14 protein-coding genes are annotated in these 16509 nt (G+C 30.4%); 12 read left to right on the forward strand and 2 right to left on the reverse strand.

What is annotated here, in order from left to right:
• The first annotated feature begins 75 nt into the window (after nucleotides 1–75).
• From mfd to K8Z87_RS07455, 3 genes are all read left to right on the forward strand, one after another.
• The gene (gene mfd, locus K8Z87_RS07445) at nucleotides 76–3444 is read left to right on the forward strand and encodes a transcription-repair coupling factor (RefSeq protein WP_227476863.1); all 3369 of its coding nucleotides are present in this window, start codon (nucleotides 76–78) and stop codon (nucleotides 3442–3444) included.
• The gene (locus K8Z87_RS07450) at nucleotides 3441–4319 is read left to right on the forward strand and encodes a DMT family transporter (protein WP_227476864.1); all 879 of its coding nucleotides are present in this window, start codon (nucleotides 3441–3443) and stop codon (nucleotides 4317–4319) included. Before mfd ends, K8Z87_RS07450 begins: the two co-directional genes overlap by 4 nt.
• 126 nt (nucleotides 4320–4445) lie before the next feature.
• On the forward strand, nucleotides 4446–5750 hold the full coding sequence (locus K8Z87_RS07455) for a TlpA family protein disulfide reductase (RefSeq protein ID WP_227476865.1): 1305 nt from the start codon (nucleotides 4446–4448) through the stop codon (nucleotides 5748–5750).
• A gap of 68 nt (nucleotides 5751–5818) precedes the next feature.
• Here K8Z87_RS07455 and K8Z87_RS07460 read toward each other — a convergent pair whose 3' ends face one another.
• On the reverse strand, nucleotides 5819–6409 hold the full coding sequence (locus K8Z87_RS07460; protein ID WP_227476866.1) for a hypothetical protein: 591 nt from the start codon (nucleotides 6407–6409) through the stop codon (nucleotides 5819–5821).
• A gap of 484 nt (nucleotides 6410–6893) precedes the next feature.
• Here K8Z87_RS07460 and K8Z87_RS07465 point away from each other — a divergent pair, with 484 nt between their 5' ends.
• The 6 genes from K8Z87_RS07465 to K8Z87_RS07490 all read left to right on the forward strand — a co-directional run bounded on the left by K8Z87_RS07465 (nucleotide 6894) and on the right by K8Z87_RS07490 (nucleotide 12917).
• Nucleotides 6894–7895, forward strand: a complete 1002-nt coding sequence (locus K8Z87_RS07465) for an NAD(P)H-dependent glycerol-3-phosphate dehydrogenase (protein WP_227476867.1) — start codon at nucleotides 6894–6896, stop codon at nucleotides 7893–7895.
• Nucleotides 7896–8540: 645 nt separating this feature from the next.
• Nucleotides 8541–8756, forward strand: a complete 216-nt coding sequence (locus K8Z87_RS07470) for a hypothetical protein (protein ID WP_227476868.1) — start codon at nucleotides 8541–8543, stop codon at nucleotides 8754–8756.
• Nucleotides 8757–8778: 22 nt separating this feature from the next.
• Nucleotides 8779–9036, forward strand: coding sequence for a hypothetical protein (locus tag K8Z87_RS07475; RefSeq protein WP_227476869.1), 258 nt, complete (start codon nucleotides 8779–8781; stop codon nucleotides 9034–9036).
• 27 nt (nucleotides 9037–9063) lie between these two features.
• On the forward strand, nucleotides 9064–9303 hold the full coding sequence (locus K8Z87_RS07480) for a hypothetical protein (RefSeq protein ID WP_227476870.1): 240 nt from the start codon (nucleotides 9064–9066) through the stop codon (nucleotides 9301–9303).
• Between the two features lie 93 nt (nucleotides 9304–9396).
• Nucleotides 9397–10191 carry a GLPGLI family protein gene (locus K8Z87_RS07485; protein WP_227476871.1) on the forward strand — a complete coding sequence of 265 codons (795 nt, stop codon included), beginning with the start codon at nucleotides 9397–9399 and terminating at the stop codon, nucleotides 10189–10191.
• 35 nt (nucleotides 10192–10226) lie between these two features.
• Entirely contained in the window at nucleotides 10227–12917 is a 2691-nt protein-coding gene (locus tag K8Z87_RS07490) for a carboxypeptidase-like regulatory domain-containing protein (protein WP_227476872.1), read from the forward strand.
• 14 nt (nucleotides 12918–12931) lie between these two features.
• On the opposite strand, the gene K8Z87_RS07495 is transcribed toward K8Z87_RS07490, so the two are convergent.
• The gene (locus tag K8Z87_RS07495; protein WP_227476878.1) at nucleotides 12932–13327 is read right to left on the reverse strand and encodes a hypothetical protein; all 396 of its coding nucleotides are present in this window, start codon (nucleotides 13325–13327) and stop codon (nucleotides 12932–12934) included.
• 134 nt (nucleotides 13328–13461) lie between these two features.
• Between K8Z87_RS07495 and K8Z87_RS07500 the strand changes: the two genes are divergently transcribed.
• The 3 genes from K8Z87_RS07500 (at nucleotide 13462) to K8Z87_RS07510 (ending at nucleotide 16382) form a co-directional block, all read left to right on the forward strand.
• Entirely contained in the window at nucleotides 13462–14997 is a 1536-nt protein-coding gene (locus K8Z87_RS07500; RefSeq protein ID WP_227476873.1) for a M20/M25/M40 family metallo-hydrolase, read from the forward strand.
• Between the two features lie 94 nt (nucleotides 14998–15091).
• A complete protein-coding gene (locus tag K8Z87_RS07505; RefSeq protein WP_227476874.1) occupies nucleotides 15092–15697 on the forward strand; it encodes a Crp/Fnr family transcriptional regulator in 606 nt (201 codons plus the stop codon).
• 46 nt (nucleotides 15698–15743) lie between these two features.
• Nucleotides 15744–16382, forward strand: coding sequence for a DinB family protein (locus tag K8Z87_RS07510; protein ID WP_227476875.1), 639 nt, complete (start codon nucleotides 15744–15746; stop codon nucleotides 16380–16382).
• The last annotated feature ends 127 nt before the right edge of the window (nucleotides 16383–16509 follow it).

The following is a 16509-nucleotide window of genomic DNA, read 5'->3' on the forward strand; positions in this document are numbered from 1 at the left end:
CTCATTAAACATTATTAAAGGAAAACATTTTTACATATTTAGATATAAACATCGACGCATTTTAAATCTCAATTATTGAGTAAAACATTAATTTCTCAGAACTATTTACAGACTTTGCAAATGCAAAATCTGCAAAATACTATTGCCAATACTGAAGGAAAAACACATTTAAAAGGACTTATCGGCTCCTCACTTTCGATAGTTTTGGCAGAAGCTTTTAAAACTGCAAATAAACCTTTTGTTGTTGTTTTTAATGATAAAGAAGAAGCTGCATATTATCTCAACGATTTAGAGCAGCTTATTAACAGTAAAGATGTTCTTTTTTATCCAGGAAGTTATCGTCGCCCTTACCAAATTGAAGAAACCAACAATGCTAATGTGTTGTTACGCGCCGAAGTATTAAACCGCATTAATTCCAGAAAAAAACCATCACTTATTGTTACTTATCCTGATGCGCTTTTTGAAAAAGTGGTCACCAAACGAGAGCTTGAAAAAAATACTTTAAAAGTAACTGTTGGAGATGATTTGTCTATAGATTTTGTTAATGAGGTATTGTTTGAGTACAAGTTTAAACGTGTAGATTTTGTTACCGAACCTGGTGATTTTTCTGTTAGAGGTGGCATTGTCGATGTATTTTCATTTTCTCATGATGAACCTTACCGAATTGAATTTTTTGGAGACGAAGTGGATAGCATTAGAACTTTTGATGTAGAGACACAACTCTCTACAGATCGTATTAAAAAAGTAAGCATTATCCCTAATGTAGCTAATAAATTTATTGAAGATAAACGCGAAAGTTTTTTGAAATATATGGCTTCAAAAACAGTAGTGTTTTTAAAAAATGCAGATGTTTTATTTTCTAAAATTGAAATGTTTTACGAAAAAGCCACTGAAGCTTTTAATACGCTTTCTGAAGATATTAAACATGCATCACCCGATGAATTGTTTTGTAATTCAGAATTACTAAAGCGTCAGCTTTTAGATTATAATACTATAGAATTTGGTGCTTCGACTTTGCTCAGCAACCATTCGACTTTGTTCAATAATCAGTTAATCGAATTTAATACTAAACCGCAACCTTCTTTCAATAAGCAATTCAATCTTTTAATTGAAGATTTAAATACTAACCACCAACAAGGCATTACCAATTATATTGCCTGTGTTAGTGAGCAGCAAGCCAAACGGTTTCATGATATTTTCGCTTCGAGTGACCTCAACGACCACGAAGAGCAAAAGGTACATTATAAAACAATTGTAATTTCACTCTATCAGGGTTTTATAGATTCTAACAATAAAATAGCTGTTTATACCGATCATCAAATCTTTGATCGCTATCATAAATTTCACTTAAAAAATGGGTATGCCAAAAAACAAGCCATTACTCTAAAGGAATTAACCAACTTAGAGATTGATGATTATGTTACGCATATTGATCATGGTATTGGTAAATTTGGTGGATTACAAAAAATAGATGTTGAAGGTAAAAAGCAAGAAGCTATAAAACTGGTTTATGGTGAGCGCGATGTTTTGTATTTAAGCATTCATTCATTACATAAAATCACAAAGTTTAATGGTAAAGATGGCAAACCTCCTAAAGTATATAAATTAGGAAGCAAAGCATGGAAAACGCTAAAACAGAAAACAAAATCTAGAGTCAAAGAAATTGCTTTTAATCTTATTAAACTCTATGCAAAACGTAAGCTAAAGAAAGGGTTTCAATATGCGCCTGATAGTCATATGCAACATGAGTTAGAGGCGTCTTTTGTTTATGAAGACACACCAGACCAAATCACTTCTACTGCCGATATAAAAGCAGATATGGAAAGTGAACGTCCTATGGATCGCTTAGTCTGTGGAGATGTCGGTTTTGGTAAAACTGAAGTGGCTATAAGAGCTGCGTTTAAAGCTGTTGATAATGGAAAGCAAGTTGCCGTATTGGTACCAACAACCATTTTAGCCTATCAACATTCACGCACGTTTAAAGAACGTTTAAAAGACTTCCCAGTTACAGTAGATTACCTTAACCGATTTAGAACAGCTAAAGAAAAAAGAGAAACTCTTGAAGGTTTAGAAAAAGGACGCGTAGATATTATTATTGGTACGCACCAACTCGCTAATAAAAACGTGAAGTTTAAAAACCTTGGTTTACTCATCGTTGACGAAGAACAAAAATTTGGAGTTGCTGTAAAAGAGCGCTTAAAAACTATAAAAGAAAATGTAGATGTTCTTACTTTAACTGCTACACCAATACCTAGAACATTGCAGTTTAGTTTAATGGCAGCAAGAGATTTGTCTGTAATTACTACACCTCCGCCAAATCGTTATCCTATTGAGAGTCATGTTATTCGTTTTAATGAAGAAACAATTAGAGATGCTGTGAGTTATGAGATTCAGCGTGGAGGTCAAATATTTTTTATCCATAATAGAATAGAAAATATAAAAGAGGTTACTGGTATGATTCAACGTTTGGTGCCAGATGCAAAAATTGGTATTGGACATGGGCAACTCGACGGTAAAAAACTCGAGGAGTTAATGTTGGCTTTCATCAATGGAGAGTTTGATGTTTTAGTAAGTACAACTATTGTAGAAAGTGGTTTAGACGTACCAAATGCAAATACTATTTTTATTAATAATGCTAATAATTTTGGGTTAAGCGATTTACATCAAATGCGAGGACGAGTTGGTCGTAGTAATAAAAAAGCTTTTTGCTATTTCATCACCCCAGAGTATTCTGCCATGACCAATGATGCGCGTAAACGTATTTCTGCATTAGAGCAATTTACAGAACTAGGTAGTGGTTTTAATATTGCTATGAAAGATTTAGAAATTAGAGGTGCAGGAGATTTATTAGGAGGAGAACAAAGTGGTTTTATTAATGATATTGGTTTTGATACCTATCAAAAAATATTAAATGAAGCTATTGAAGAGCTTAAAGAATCTGAATTTGCAGATCTCTATAAAGACGATGGCAAACCAAAACAATACGTTAAAGACATTACTATTGATACTGATTTTGAATTGCTTTTCCCTGATGATTATGTTAATAATATTACAGAACGTCTAAATCTATACACTAAGCTTAATGAGATAAAAACGGAAGAACAATTACTACAGTTTGAAACTGAGATTGTAGATCGTTTTGGCGAGTTGCCAACTCAAGTTTTAGATTTACTAGATAGTGTCCGTTTAAAATGGCTAGCTATAGATCTAGGTATAGAAAAGCTTATTATGAAACAACATAAGTTGATCGGGTATTTTATTCAAGATCAGCAAAGTGCATTTTACCAAAGTAATAACTTTGGACGTGTTTTACAATTTGTTCAAGCTAACCCTAAAGCTTGTAAAATGAAAGAAAAACAAACCAGATCTGGCCTGCGGTTATTACTTACGTTTGAAAACATAAAATCCACAAAAAAAGCACTTAATACATTATCTCAGATATGAATAGTCATATAAAACATGTGTTTTGGCTAACCTTAGCTACGCTCTTTATTAGTACCTCAGGAGCTTTAGGTAAGTTTATTGCCATACCTGCGCCTGTGTTAGTATGGTGGAGATCTGCATTAGCTGCTATCTGTTTATTAGCATTTTGTTTTTATAAAAAAATTTCTCTGAAAGTAAGTGTTAAAGATCAGTTACCCTTTGTTATTAGCGCTGTTTTTATGGGTGCACATTGGATTACCTATTTCTATGCTTTAAAACTATCTAATGTTGCAATTGGTATGCTATCATTATTTACATTTCCAGTAATAACAGCCTTATTAGAGCCTGCTTTTTCTAAGGTAAAATTCGATCCTACACATATTCTACTAGGCACATTGGTTTTAGTAGGCATCTATATTTTAGCTCCTGAATTTAATATAGAAAACAATGATTTAAAAGGCCTTTTATTAGGGTTGCTTTCTGCAGTCTGTTATGCATTAAGAACGCTTATACTAAAACAACATGTCTCAAAATATAACGGAACAGCACTAATGTTTTATCAGGTTTTAATATTAACCCTAATTTTATCTCCGACGCTATATTATATGGATACTTCGGGTATAAAAACACAATTTCCATACGTAATACTATTAGCGGTATTAACCACAGCTATAGGACATACGATGTTTGTTAATAGTTTAACATATTTTAAAGTAAGTACCGCAAGTATTATTGCAAGTGCGCAACCTATTTTTGGAATTATTATCGCTTACTTTTTCTTAAAAGAAATTCCTAACTGGAATACCTTTTGGGGAGGTTTACTAATTATTTCTACCGTAATCATAGAAAGTTTTCGGTCTAGAAAACAACTTCGGAGCAATAACAAAAAGTATTAAAAGAAAACCGTTTTTGGTTTTAAGATAAATCACTAAGTATTTAAATCTCGATTATCGAGAAAAAAGTAAGGTGTAATACCTTTGGCTTAATTTTTGAATATTAAATTTGTATAAAAAATAAATCCAATGAAACAATTAATTTTTGTGATTCTAATTTCTCCTTTCTTAGGGTTTACCCAACAACAGATACATGGGACATTTTCACCCGCTACAGATTTTACATACGCTTTTTTGTATAGAGCCACTACAGATGGAGCAGATTATGTTGAACGTGCAAAGCTAGATAGTCTTGGTAATTTCACTATTAAATTAGATGAATCGGCAGAACCTGGTATATATAAAATAGTCTATGCGGTTCCTCCTGAAGAAAATAATTTCGATTTTATCTATAACGGAAAAGAAGATGTTGCTTTCAATTTTAGTTTTGATAATGGCGTTGAGTTTACTGAATCTATAGAAAATAAACTTTGGAACTCTTACTTAAAGAGTATGGAAATGGTTAATCAAACAATTAGCAATTATTATACAAAAGAAAACGTTGATAAAAAGGGTTTTGATGCTATTTTTAAAACATTAAAAGACACACAATTGGTCTACGAAGATGAAGCCAAAGAAGCTTTAGTTAAAACTTTTATTACATCTAACAAACCTTATATACCTGAAGGATTTCAGGATGTATCTACCTATTCTGAAAATTTAAAAAATACGTATTTTAATAATATAGATTTCAGCAACACATTATTACAAAGTTCTACTTTTATTAGAGACCGTGTTAATGCATTTATTTTTGGTTTATCTTCTTCATCTGACTCTAACTCCTATAAAGAGCTTATTGAAATACTTGTTAATAAGCTTAATAATTATTCTGATGAAATAAAAAGTACGCAGTTAAGATTATTATGGGAACAATTTGCACAACAAGACAATCATGATATTGCCAACTATATTTCGGACAAATACCTTTTTGATATTGCTAAGGCTACAAATGACACCGTTTTAGAGCAAACACTTACAAGTTATAAAAATGTATCTGTTGGGTCTATTGCCCCAGATTTTGAAATTATATCTACACCTAATACACTAAGATTATCCGATTTAAAAGACAGCGACCAATATCTCCTTATTTTTTGGAGTAGTACTTGTGGACATTGCCTTAGTGAATTACCAATGGTCAAAAAATTATTAGAGACGCAACCCAATATAAAAGTGATTGCTTTTGGTCTTGAAGACAATCGCTCTACTTGGGATAAAGAAATTAAAAACTTCCCCGATTTTATTCATGGTATTGGTTTAAATAAATGGGAAAATCCTATAGTAGAAACTTATAGTATTGCAGCAACACCAACATATTTTCTTTTAGATGCTAAAAAGACCATTTTAGCTAAACCATATGATTTTGAAGCCTTGCAAGCTTATTTGACAAAAAAATAAAAGGAGAGTTCTTTTTCAAGAATCCTCCTTTTAACATTATTATTTGCGGTTCAGTAATGTTTTTTAATTTACCTCACTGGTGTTGCTCTACAACCAGATAAGTCTATAGTGGCATACATTGCCCAACTTCTTCCACCAAAATCTTCTCCTTCAGCCCATGCGGTTTCTTGGTCACCATTTTCGTTCTCTACTACAGCATGCGCAGCAATACAAAATTGGTCGCCTAATTCTTCAGCATTAAAATAATAAGATATTTCGTTTACATTATCTTCATGTTCAGAAGCATATTCAAATCGTCCTATTTTTGGGTTTCCAGATCCAGTAGATGGAAAACTTAAATTATCACATGCACTAATACTAAAGTGTACTGCAGATATATCCCAATCTTCATTAGTCTCATAAGAGATTATAATCTCATCTCCATCTATATCAAAAGAAACTACACCAGCATCTATATGTTGACCTGCTATTAATGGTTTTAAAACGCAAGGAAACTCGTCCAAAGTTCCTCTAGAAGCACTCCTTTTAGAGGCTTCCATTGTGTAACTTAAATTACTATAATTATTTTCGGTTTGTTCAATTTCCTCGATAGAACTTTCAGATGTACACGCAGTAGCTAGAAGTGCAGCCGCAGCAAGGATAAAAATAATTTTTTTCATGATTAAGTCAATTTGGGTTCAGTCCAAAAGTATTGTAACGCCTTGTTTCTCTATTAATTAATCGTTAACCAACGTTTTTTTACGACTAATCATATGCGCTTTCGACTAAAGGTGAATTTCTACTGCCAAAAAAGATATTGACTATTCAAAAAGGTTCAAAACAAGAAAACGCTCAGTAAACATATAGCTTAACTGAGCGTTTTGGAAACTAAATAACCAACCAAAATTTAGCTTCTTGTATTCTTTCATTTATAACGTTGAGTTCAAAAAAATCATTGTCAAATAAATCATAATCTATTGTTAATGTTTTAAGGAAATCATTTCCAGAAATCTTGTAGAGTAGTATTAGGTTTAACAATGGCTATACCTTGAGTACAAATTAACTATAATCGATAATTATCCTATACTATACATGAGATACACAAGTCATCTTTGTTTTAAAAAAATCCTGTATTTTTGATACGTTTTAATTATTAGTATATCTATGAAGGATTCTACAAAATATGCTGTTTTTGGTGCAGGAAGTTGGGCTACAGCTATTGCAAAAATGCTTTGCGAAAACCAAACAGAAATCGGTTGGTATATGCGTAGTAAACCTGTAAAAGAACATATTTTAAAAGAACAGCATAACCCTAGTTATTTAAGTTCTGTTGAATTTAATACTGAGCAATTAAAGTTGAGTAATGATATCAATGAGATTGCAAAATATGCAGACGTACTTATATTTGTTATTCCTTCCGCATTTATTTATTCTGAATTGCAAAAACTTACCATAAACATAAGTAACAAAATTGTAGTGTCTGCTGTAAAAGGGATTGTTCCAGAAACCGGATTGTTAGTTGGAGAGCATTTTCATAACGCGTACAATATTCCTTTTGAAAATATTGCTGTTATTGCTGGTCCTTGTCATGCCGAAGAAGTCGCTTTAGAGCGTTTATCTTATCTTACTATTTCTTGTGCGGATGCACAAAAAGCAAAAATGATTGCGCAAAATTTATCTAGCGACTATATTAAAACTAAGATTAGTGATGATATTATTGGCACTGAATACGCCGTAATGCTAAAAAACATATATGCTATAGCGGCTGGGATTGCTCATGGTTTAGGTTATGGAGATAATTTTCAGAGTGTCTTAATGAGTAATGCCATTAGAGAGATGAAACGCTTTATTAAAAAGATGCACAAAATGAAACGCAATATTAATAACTCGGCATATCTTGGAGATTTATTAGTTACCGGTTATTCTGTGTTTTCTAGAAACCGAATGTTTGGAAACATGATTGGTAAAGGTTATACCGTAAAATCTGCGCAGATGGAAATGAATATGGTTGCTGAAGGTTATTATGCTGCTAAGAGTGCTTTTTTACTCAATAAAAACAATGTAAAGAAAACACAACTTCCTATTATTAATGCAGTATATTCAATCTTGTACGAAAACAAAGATCCAAAAAAAGTATTTAAAAAATTAACAGATAAGTTGGATTAGTCAAAATTACTGCAATGACAGGTATTTCATTTTTTAACAGGTTATGAGATAGGGTTTATACAATATTTTGAGAAACAAAAGGAGATCAATACAATTGCTAATACATTTTTTATTACTTTCAGTAAAACTCAAAAGCTAAAATGTACTTGTTAAGAAATTCTTACTTTTATAAGATTTCACTTAAGTTTTTCATCAAAAAAACAAATGATTATCTTTTTTTAGTATTAAAAGTGTTAAAGTTTCTTACAAAAAAACCACAAGATCGTTACGGTTTTTCCGTACTTTCCAGCAAAACAAGCTATTTCAAGCTATCAAACATAATATAATTAATAGATATAATCAAAAAAAAGAATATCTATTTTTTTAAATTTATTTATAAATTTGTTTTGCCTTAAAATACTAACTGTTAGTTTTTTTACAAAGTCTCTAACTTTATTATATAAAGGCACCTTTGGATTGATCATCCAATAAATTATACCAGTACTGGTTTTTTTAAATTTTGTATTTCTGACTTTGTAATTCTGACTTTGTAATTCTGACTTTGTAATTCTGACTTTGTAATTCTGACTTTGTAATTCTGACTTTGTAATTAAATTATTACTAACTCTATCTACTGAACTAAAGTGGATATTAAAATCAAAAATTATGAAAAAAGTATTTTTATGCCTAATATTTTTATTATCATTAAGTTTAATGAGTTTTACAAGCATTGATAAAATTGAAGGTGCGAATTATTTTGAAGAATGTAATATAAAAATTAAAGGAACATTTAATGGCAAACCTATTGATGTGGTTGTAACTGTAGAAGCAGATGATTGCGCTGTAGCAGCTGGTAAAGTACTAAAAGCTCAAACTGAATAATAATCTAAAACATTTTAAAATTATGAAAAAATTATTGCTCATTTTTGCTGTTATCTTTTCAATAACAGCTTCGCCAATTAATCTTGAATCAAATTCAAAAGTTTCTGAACCAATACCTGTTACTGTTTTAGATAATTCTGACTTTAAAGATTGTGAAATTGAAATCAAAGGAACTTACAATGGTATTGAGGTTGATGTGGTTGTAACTGTAGAAGTAGGATGGTTAGGTAGTTGTGCAAAAGCTGCTGGTAAGTTGTTAAGTTCTTTTGCTGGGATATAATAAAAACTCATTTAAAATATTAAAATTATGAAAACATTTTTAACCTTGTTATTAGCAAGCCAATTATCTTTAGGAGCATTTTTTTTAAATTCCGATAAAGAACACATTAATAGTTATGAACAAAGCATATTTGCACCATGTTCTGTTGAAATCAAAGGAACATTTGGTGGAGACGAAGTAGATATAACCGTAACAATTGATGTTAGTGCTATCGAGTGTAAACTATTTAAAGATGGAGTTAAAAAAGCACTAGAAGAAAACAAATAATTTTTACTTCTAAAAAAGCAGGATTTTTGATTTGTGATACTAATTAAAATTCTGCTTTTATCTTCGCTATTCTAATTATAAAAAAATGAAAAAATGAAAATAAATAAATATATCATCCTTTTATGCTTTCTACTTATATCCTCATTTATTATAGCTCAAGCTAACCAAAATATTATTGCAACTTATAAGTATACTAATCTAGGATTGAAACAAGTAAACAATTTAAAACTTTATGTAAACAACAATGAATCATTTAGTATTATAAAAAAAGAAAGTAATATTGAATCTACAACAAGTAATAGCAATGAAAGAGTATTTGATAATGATGAGGAAATAAATCTCAATATAAACGGAGAAGATGAAGAAGGAAGGCAAGTATATAAAAATTTAAAAAATCAAAAACTTATTTTCAGAGACTTTACATCAAAAGACGGAAAACTTTTTCCGTGTGTAGTTGAAGAAAAACTTCCCAGTTTTAAATGGGATCTATCTAACAAAACGAAAAAAATTGGTGAATTTTTATGTAAATCAGCAACTGTAAAATTTAGAGGTAGAGTTTTTCAAGCTTGGTATGCCCCGGAAATTCCTGTTATTCATGGTCCTTGGAAATTTTATGGATTACCAGGAATGATTGTAGAGCTTACTTCTGCAGATGATAATATTGCATTTCAATTAACTAATATTAAAAAAAGTGATAATAAAAATACAGGTATAATAAAAATTCCTTCTAAAGGAGAAAAAATTTCATTTGAAGATTATAAAAACTATGAAAAAAATAGCACAAATGATTTCATTCAAAAATTATATTCAAAATTGCCAAGAGGTGCTAAGATTTCTGTAAAAGAGGGAAAAAGTTATAAACTTGAAGTTTCTTTTGAATCTAATTAACAGATTTAATTTATCCCCATTTTTGAAAGTTGTTTATGAAAAACATTCCCCAAAAATCATTATTACTATTCTTATTATTAATTCCTTATTTATGTATTGGACAAACTCAAACTAAAGTTCTAGTTTCTGGTTTAATTACTAATGACAAAAAAGAACCTATTCCCTATACAAATGTTTTAATACAAGAAAGAGATTCTATAGCTTCTATTATTGGATATGCTTATTCGAACGAAAAAGGAAGATATGAAATACAAGTAGCAAAAAAGGGGAGTTTTGATTTAATTATATCTGCATTAGGATATGAAAAAAAAAACGTCCTTATAAAAATTGCTTCTACATCAAAAGAAGTCATAAAAAATGTAACTTTATTAGAATCTTCTTTTGAGTTAAGTGAAGTGATCATAAAAGCGGATTTGCCTATAAAAGTAAGAGAAGATACAATTATTTTTAATGCTAAAAAGTTTTTAAAAGGAAATGAAATAATTGTCGAAGATTTACTCAAAAACTTACCTGGAGTTACAGTAGACGATGAAGGTAAAATTAAAGTAGGAAGTCAAGAAATAGAAAAGTTGACTATAGACGGGGATAATTTATTTGAAAAAGGTTATAAAATACTCTCTAAAAGCTTACCTGTACACCCAATAGAAACTATTGAATTATTAAAGAATTACTCAAATAATCGATTGTTAAAAGGCATTGAAGATAGTAATAAAGTAGCTATTAATTTAACTTTAAAAGAAGAAGCTAAAAATATTTGGTTTGGTAATGTCACGGTAGGTTATGATACAGGGTTAAACAATAACTATTCTGTACAAGGTAACTTAGCTAATTTTGGAAAGAAAAATAAATATTATTTTTTAACTAATCTTAACAATACAGGCGACGATGTTACAGGAGATATTAATCAGCTTGTAAAACCGTTTCGTTTTAATGAGCCCGCTAGTATTGGGGACAATCAAAGCGTAAATATCCTAAATAACTTATCATCTAGTGTACCTAATTTTAAACAAAGGAGAACAAATTTTAATAATGCAGAATTAGCCTCTCTAAATGCTATTTTTAATCTAAATGATAAGGTTAAATTAAAAACGCTAGGGTTTTTTAATAGTGATGAAAACGATTTTTTCAGAAATAGTATTCAAAACTTTACACAAAATCAAACCAATTTTACAAATACAGAAGATTTTGTTTTAAGAAAACGGAAACATACAGGCTTTGGTAAAGTAGATTTCATTTACAATATCTCCAAAACCAAAAGTTTTGAAGCTACAACAAAATTTAATTATACAGATACTAAAGATAGTTCAGATTTAGTATTCAATACAATTAATACCATTCAAGAATTAGGAATTACTAATACACTCTTTGATCAAAAAATTAACTACTCTAATAAATTTACAGATAAAAAAGTATTTCTTTTAACAGGACGCTATATTAATGAAAGATTGCCTCAAAATTATAGTGTGAATCAGTTCTTATTTCCAGAATTATTTCCAGAAATCACTAATGGAGAGAATGTGAATCAAATTAGCGAAAACAAATATCAATATACAGGTTTTGAAGCTCATTTGTTAGATCGAAAAAAGAATGGGAATTTATTAGAGTTAAAAATTGGAAACGAATTAAGAGTAGATGTTTTAAACACTATCTTTTCAATTAATAATCAAAATACATTGTTATTACAACCAAATGAATTTCAAAACAATTTAGAGTATTCTACTAATGATTTATATATTAAATCTAAATACCTCTTTAAAGTAAAAAAATTAGAGTTTATTTTAAATTTAGGGTTTCACCAACTGTTTAATAATCTAAAATATACAACTACTGAAACAAATGAGTCCCCATTTTTTATAAACCCAAAACTTGAAATTAATTGGAAAATTAATAATGATAATAAAATTTCAGCCTCAACAAGTTTTAATACCACAAATGCAAACGTGATAAGTGTTACAAGTAATTTCGCATTAACAGGTTTTAGGTCATTTTCTCAAGGTACTGGAGATTTTAATCAATTAAGTTCATCAACTTATTCTTTTAATTATCAATTAGGAGATTGGAGTGATCGGTTTTTTGTAAATGCATCTTTTAGCTATAATAAAGACAATGATTTCTTTTCTACCAATACTATAATCTCTCAAAATTTTTCATTATCAGAACGCATTATTATTAATAATCGAGAATTTTTTAATGTATTTACTAATGTCGATTATTATTTTAAACCTATAAGAACTAATATAAAACTTAATTTAGGATATAGTGCCTCTAATTTTAAAAATATAGTTAATAATTCTGATTTACGTGAAGTTAAATCTACAAATTACAATTATGAATTACAGTTGCGTTCTGCTTTTAGTGGTATTTTCAATTATCACGTTGGCACCAAATGGCTATCTAACAAAATAGAGACCACCATAGAAAGTTCATTTACAGATAATATAAGTTTTATTGACTTAACATTTATATTTAATGATAAATTTAATGTTGATTTAGAGAGTGAACGTTATAGTTTTGGAAACTTAGATTCAAATAACATATTCTATTTCCTTGATGTCAGTGCTAAGTATACTATAAAGAAAAATAAATTAGATTTATTTTTAGATGGTAGAAACTTATTTAATACTAAACGTTTTCAAAATTTCTCTATTAGTGATATTGGAAGTTCTACAACAGAGTTCAGACTTCTACCACGATTTGTACTTTTAAAATTACAATATCGATTTTAATCTATCCTTATTATTTATTTCACCAAAATTCCTCTTACATCCATTAACGGAATAGGTTGTAGTGCTTTAAGGTTAACGGTGTTTTTTCTAAACAGATAAGTCTTATCAAACATTTTATTACCTTCAAAAAAAGTGACTTTAAACTGATTATTTAACGCAAATAAATCTTCTTGCATCAACTCTATCTTAGCATAGCTTTTTTTAGGTAGCGTCTCTAATTTTTTACGAAATGTCGATGTTATTTTAGTATCATTATAACCATTAGTTACAATCAATACCATTTCTAAATCTACATCTTTATCATTTATAATGTAGGCATTCCAATCTTGAGATTTATATATAGTATTATACTCATTAACTACAGCAATATAGACTCCTTCTACTTCTGGTATTTCAATATCTTTTTTCATAGTATTTTCTGCAAAAGCAGGAATCTCATTTAATTCAATTGCAAAACTACTAATTTCCATGCTATTGTTAAACATTTGACGGTTTCAATGAAATCCCCTAATTTAGAGGACTAACAACCACTAAAATTTATAAAATGAAACGTGTCTTTTTATTCATCCCAGCTCTATTACTAACCGCTATTGGCTTTTCTCAAGAAAATTATGATGCAGATGCCATTGAAAAAATAAGAAACGAAGGTCTTAATAACTCCAAAGTTGAAGAAATCGCTTTTCAACTCATAGACAAAGCTGGCCCACGTTTAACCAATTCTGATGGTTATGAACGTGCCGCTAATTATGCTGTAAAACAGTTGTCTGATTGGGGTTTAACTAATTCTAAAACTGAAGCTTGGGGAGAATTTGGCCGTGGTTGGGAACTAGAAAAAAGTTATGTAGCCATGACTAAGCCTTATTATATGCCTTTTGTAGCTATTCCAAAAGCTTGGACAGAAAGTACAAATGGCGAAATTTCGGGTAAAGTACTATTCTTAGATATTACAACAGAAGACGATTTTGCAAAATACAAGGGTCAATTAAACGGGGCTATTGTTGCCGTAAAACCTAATGGTAATCAAGGCCCTACTTTTGAAGCCGATGCTTTAAGATATACCGAAGAAGAATTAGAAGAAATTTCTGGACCTCCAGCGGCACGCACAGGAGGAAGCCGTTTTACACCAGAACAAATTGCAGGATTTAGAGCACGTAGAGCATTACGTGGAAAAATCAATACTTTTCTTAAAGACGAAGGTGTCGCGTTAGTCATCAATGGTACTAATGGTAGACATGGCACATTATTTACAAGTAGCCCAAGAGATTACAGAAAAGATACTCCAAAAGGGATTAGTGAATTTGAAATGATGCCTGAACATGTAAATTTAATGGCACGTTTATTTGAAAATGGTGTAGAAGTTGAGGTTGAAGCCGAAGTTAAAACATCATATAAAACAGACGATTTAAGCGGTTATAATGTCATTGCTGAAATTGAAGGTAGCGATCCTAATTTAAAATCGGAAGTCGTAATGCTTGGCGGTCACTTAGATTCTTGGCACGGAGCTACTGGCGCAACGGATAATGCTGCTGGTTGTATTGTAATGATGGAAGCTGTACGTATTCTTAAAGCTACAGGACTACAACCAAAACGTACGGTACGTATTGCATTATGGGGAGGAGAAGAACAAGGCATACATGGGTCTCGTAATTATGTAAAAAATCACTTTGGTGATTCTGAAACCATGGAATTAAAACCAGAGCACAGTAAAGTTTCTGCGTATTATAATATAGATAATGGATCTGGCAGAATCCGTGGAGTGTATTTACAAGGCAATGAGGCTGTACGCCCAATTTTTACGAAGTGGTTTGAGCCTTTTAATGATATTATAGATAATACAACCATTACCGTTAGAAACACTGGTGGAACAGACCATTTAGGCTTTGATGCTATTGGCATTCCTGGTTTTCAATTTATCCAAGATCCGTTAGAATATTGGTCTAGAACACATCACACCAATGTAGATACTTACGAACGTTTAGTTATAGACGATCTTAAACAAATGTCTACCATTATTGCGGCTTTTGTATACAATACTGCACAACGCGATGAAATGTTACCGCGCGAAGAGGTTAAAAAATAGTATTCAGTATATAGAAGATATATGATTACTTCGGTAATCATATTCATTTGTTGTATGCAAGCCGAAAACCAGAACAAGCGAATAATATTTTAGAATGATTTTAAAGCTCAAAACCAAAATTGAAAAAATACTGCAAATGCCAGTTGAGGATTGCGACCTGTATTTTAGCAATAGCAAAGTTCCTTTGAAAATACCTGCGAAAGAATGTTTTCTTAAAGAAGGACAGATTTGCAAAAAAATGGCATTTATTGAGAAAGGAGAATTGAGAATGTTCTACATTACCGAAGAAGGAAAGGAAATTAATGTGGAATTTTTCTTTGAAAATGATTTTGTCGCCTCTTATCAAAGTTTTTTACGTCAAACTAAAAGCAAATATTACATTCAAGCAATTTCGGATTGTGAACTCGTAACCATATCTCATAAAACTCTTCAAAATGCTTATGCAAATTCACCATATTGGCAAAGGTTTGGCAGAATCGTTGCAGAAAGGGTTTTCACTTTAGCCGAACAAAGAACAGAAGGTTTTTTATTCTACAATGCAGAAGAACGATATTTGAATCTTTTGAGAAATAGACCAATTATATTTAAAAAAATACCTCTTTATCATATTGCATCCTATTTGGGAATTGAACCAGAAAGTTTAAGCCGATTGAGAAAAAAATTGACAAAAAAGGTCGAACTTAACATAGGTCAAGAATAAAGGCAAGTTCCATTTCTAATTTTGTAACAAACAAAACAGAATTATAATGGAAACAAAAGAATTATTTGAAAAATTGAATGGAACATTTTCCAAATTAATAAACGAAATTAGCAATGTGGAAAACAATATTTTTTTCCGCAAAGAAAAATCAGAAAAATGGAGTATTGCAGAGGAAATACAACATCTATCCTTATCAATTTTGCCAATTAACAATTTGCTATCACAACCAAAACTTGTAATTGAAAGATGGGGACATTCCAATAGAAAGTCAAGAAATATGGAATTATTTTTAAACGATTACGAAAAGGCAACATTAGGACAGGAATGGAAAGCGTTTCCGCCATTTGTACCAAAAACAGAAAGTGAAAGTCCAAATTATGCTGAGCTTCATTACACAAGCAACCAAAATAAAATTGATGATTTTTACAATTTAACTGGTAAGCAAATCGAATTGGTAAGAGATAGATTTCAGATTGCTAGTTCAGCAAAGAAAAATGACATTATTAAAACACTTAAAGAACAGTCAAGTATTTTGCTTACACTTTCAAAAAAAATGAACGATGATCAAATGGACGATATTCAAATACCATTGCCATATATTGGCTTGGTAACTTTTAGAGAAATCTTGTATTTTACTCTAAACCATACAGAGCATCATTTTAATTCAGTCAAAAAATTATCTTAACAAGAAAACATCTGAATGTAAAAAGGCCAGCATACAACAAAGAACTGAGTTAAAAAACAAGCATTATTGAGCTAATTTTGAAACAAAATTTTCATCATAAGGCAATCCACTTTTTGCTATTGCAAAA

It is taken from the genome of Winogradskyella immobilis (genome assembly GCF_021887715.1).
GTDB lineage: Bacteria > Bacteroidota > Bacteroidia > Flavobacteriales > Flavobacteriaceae > Winogradskyella > Winogradskyella immobilis.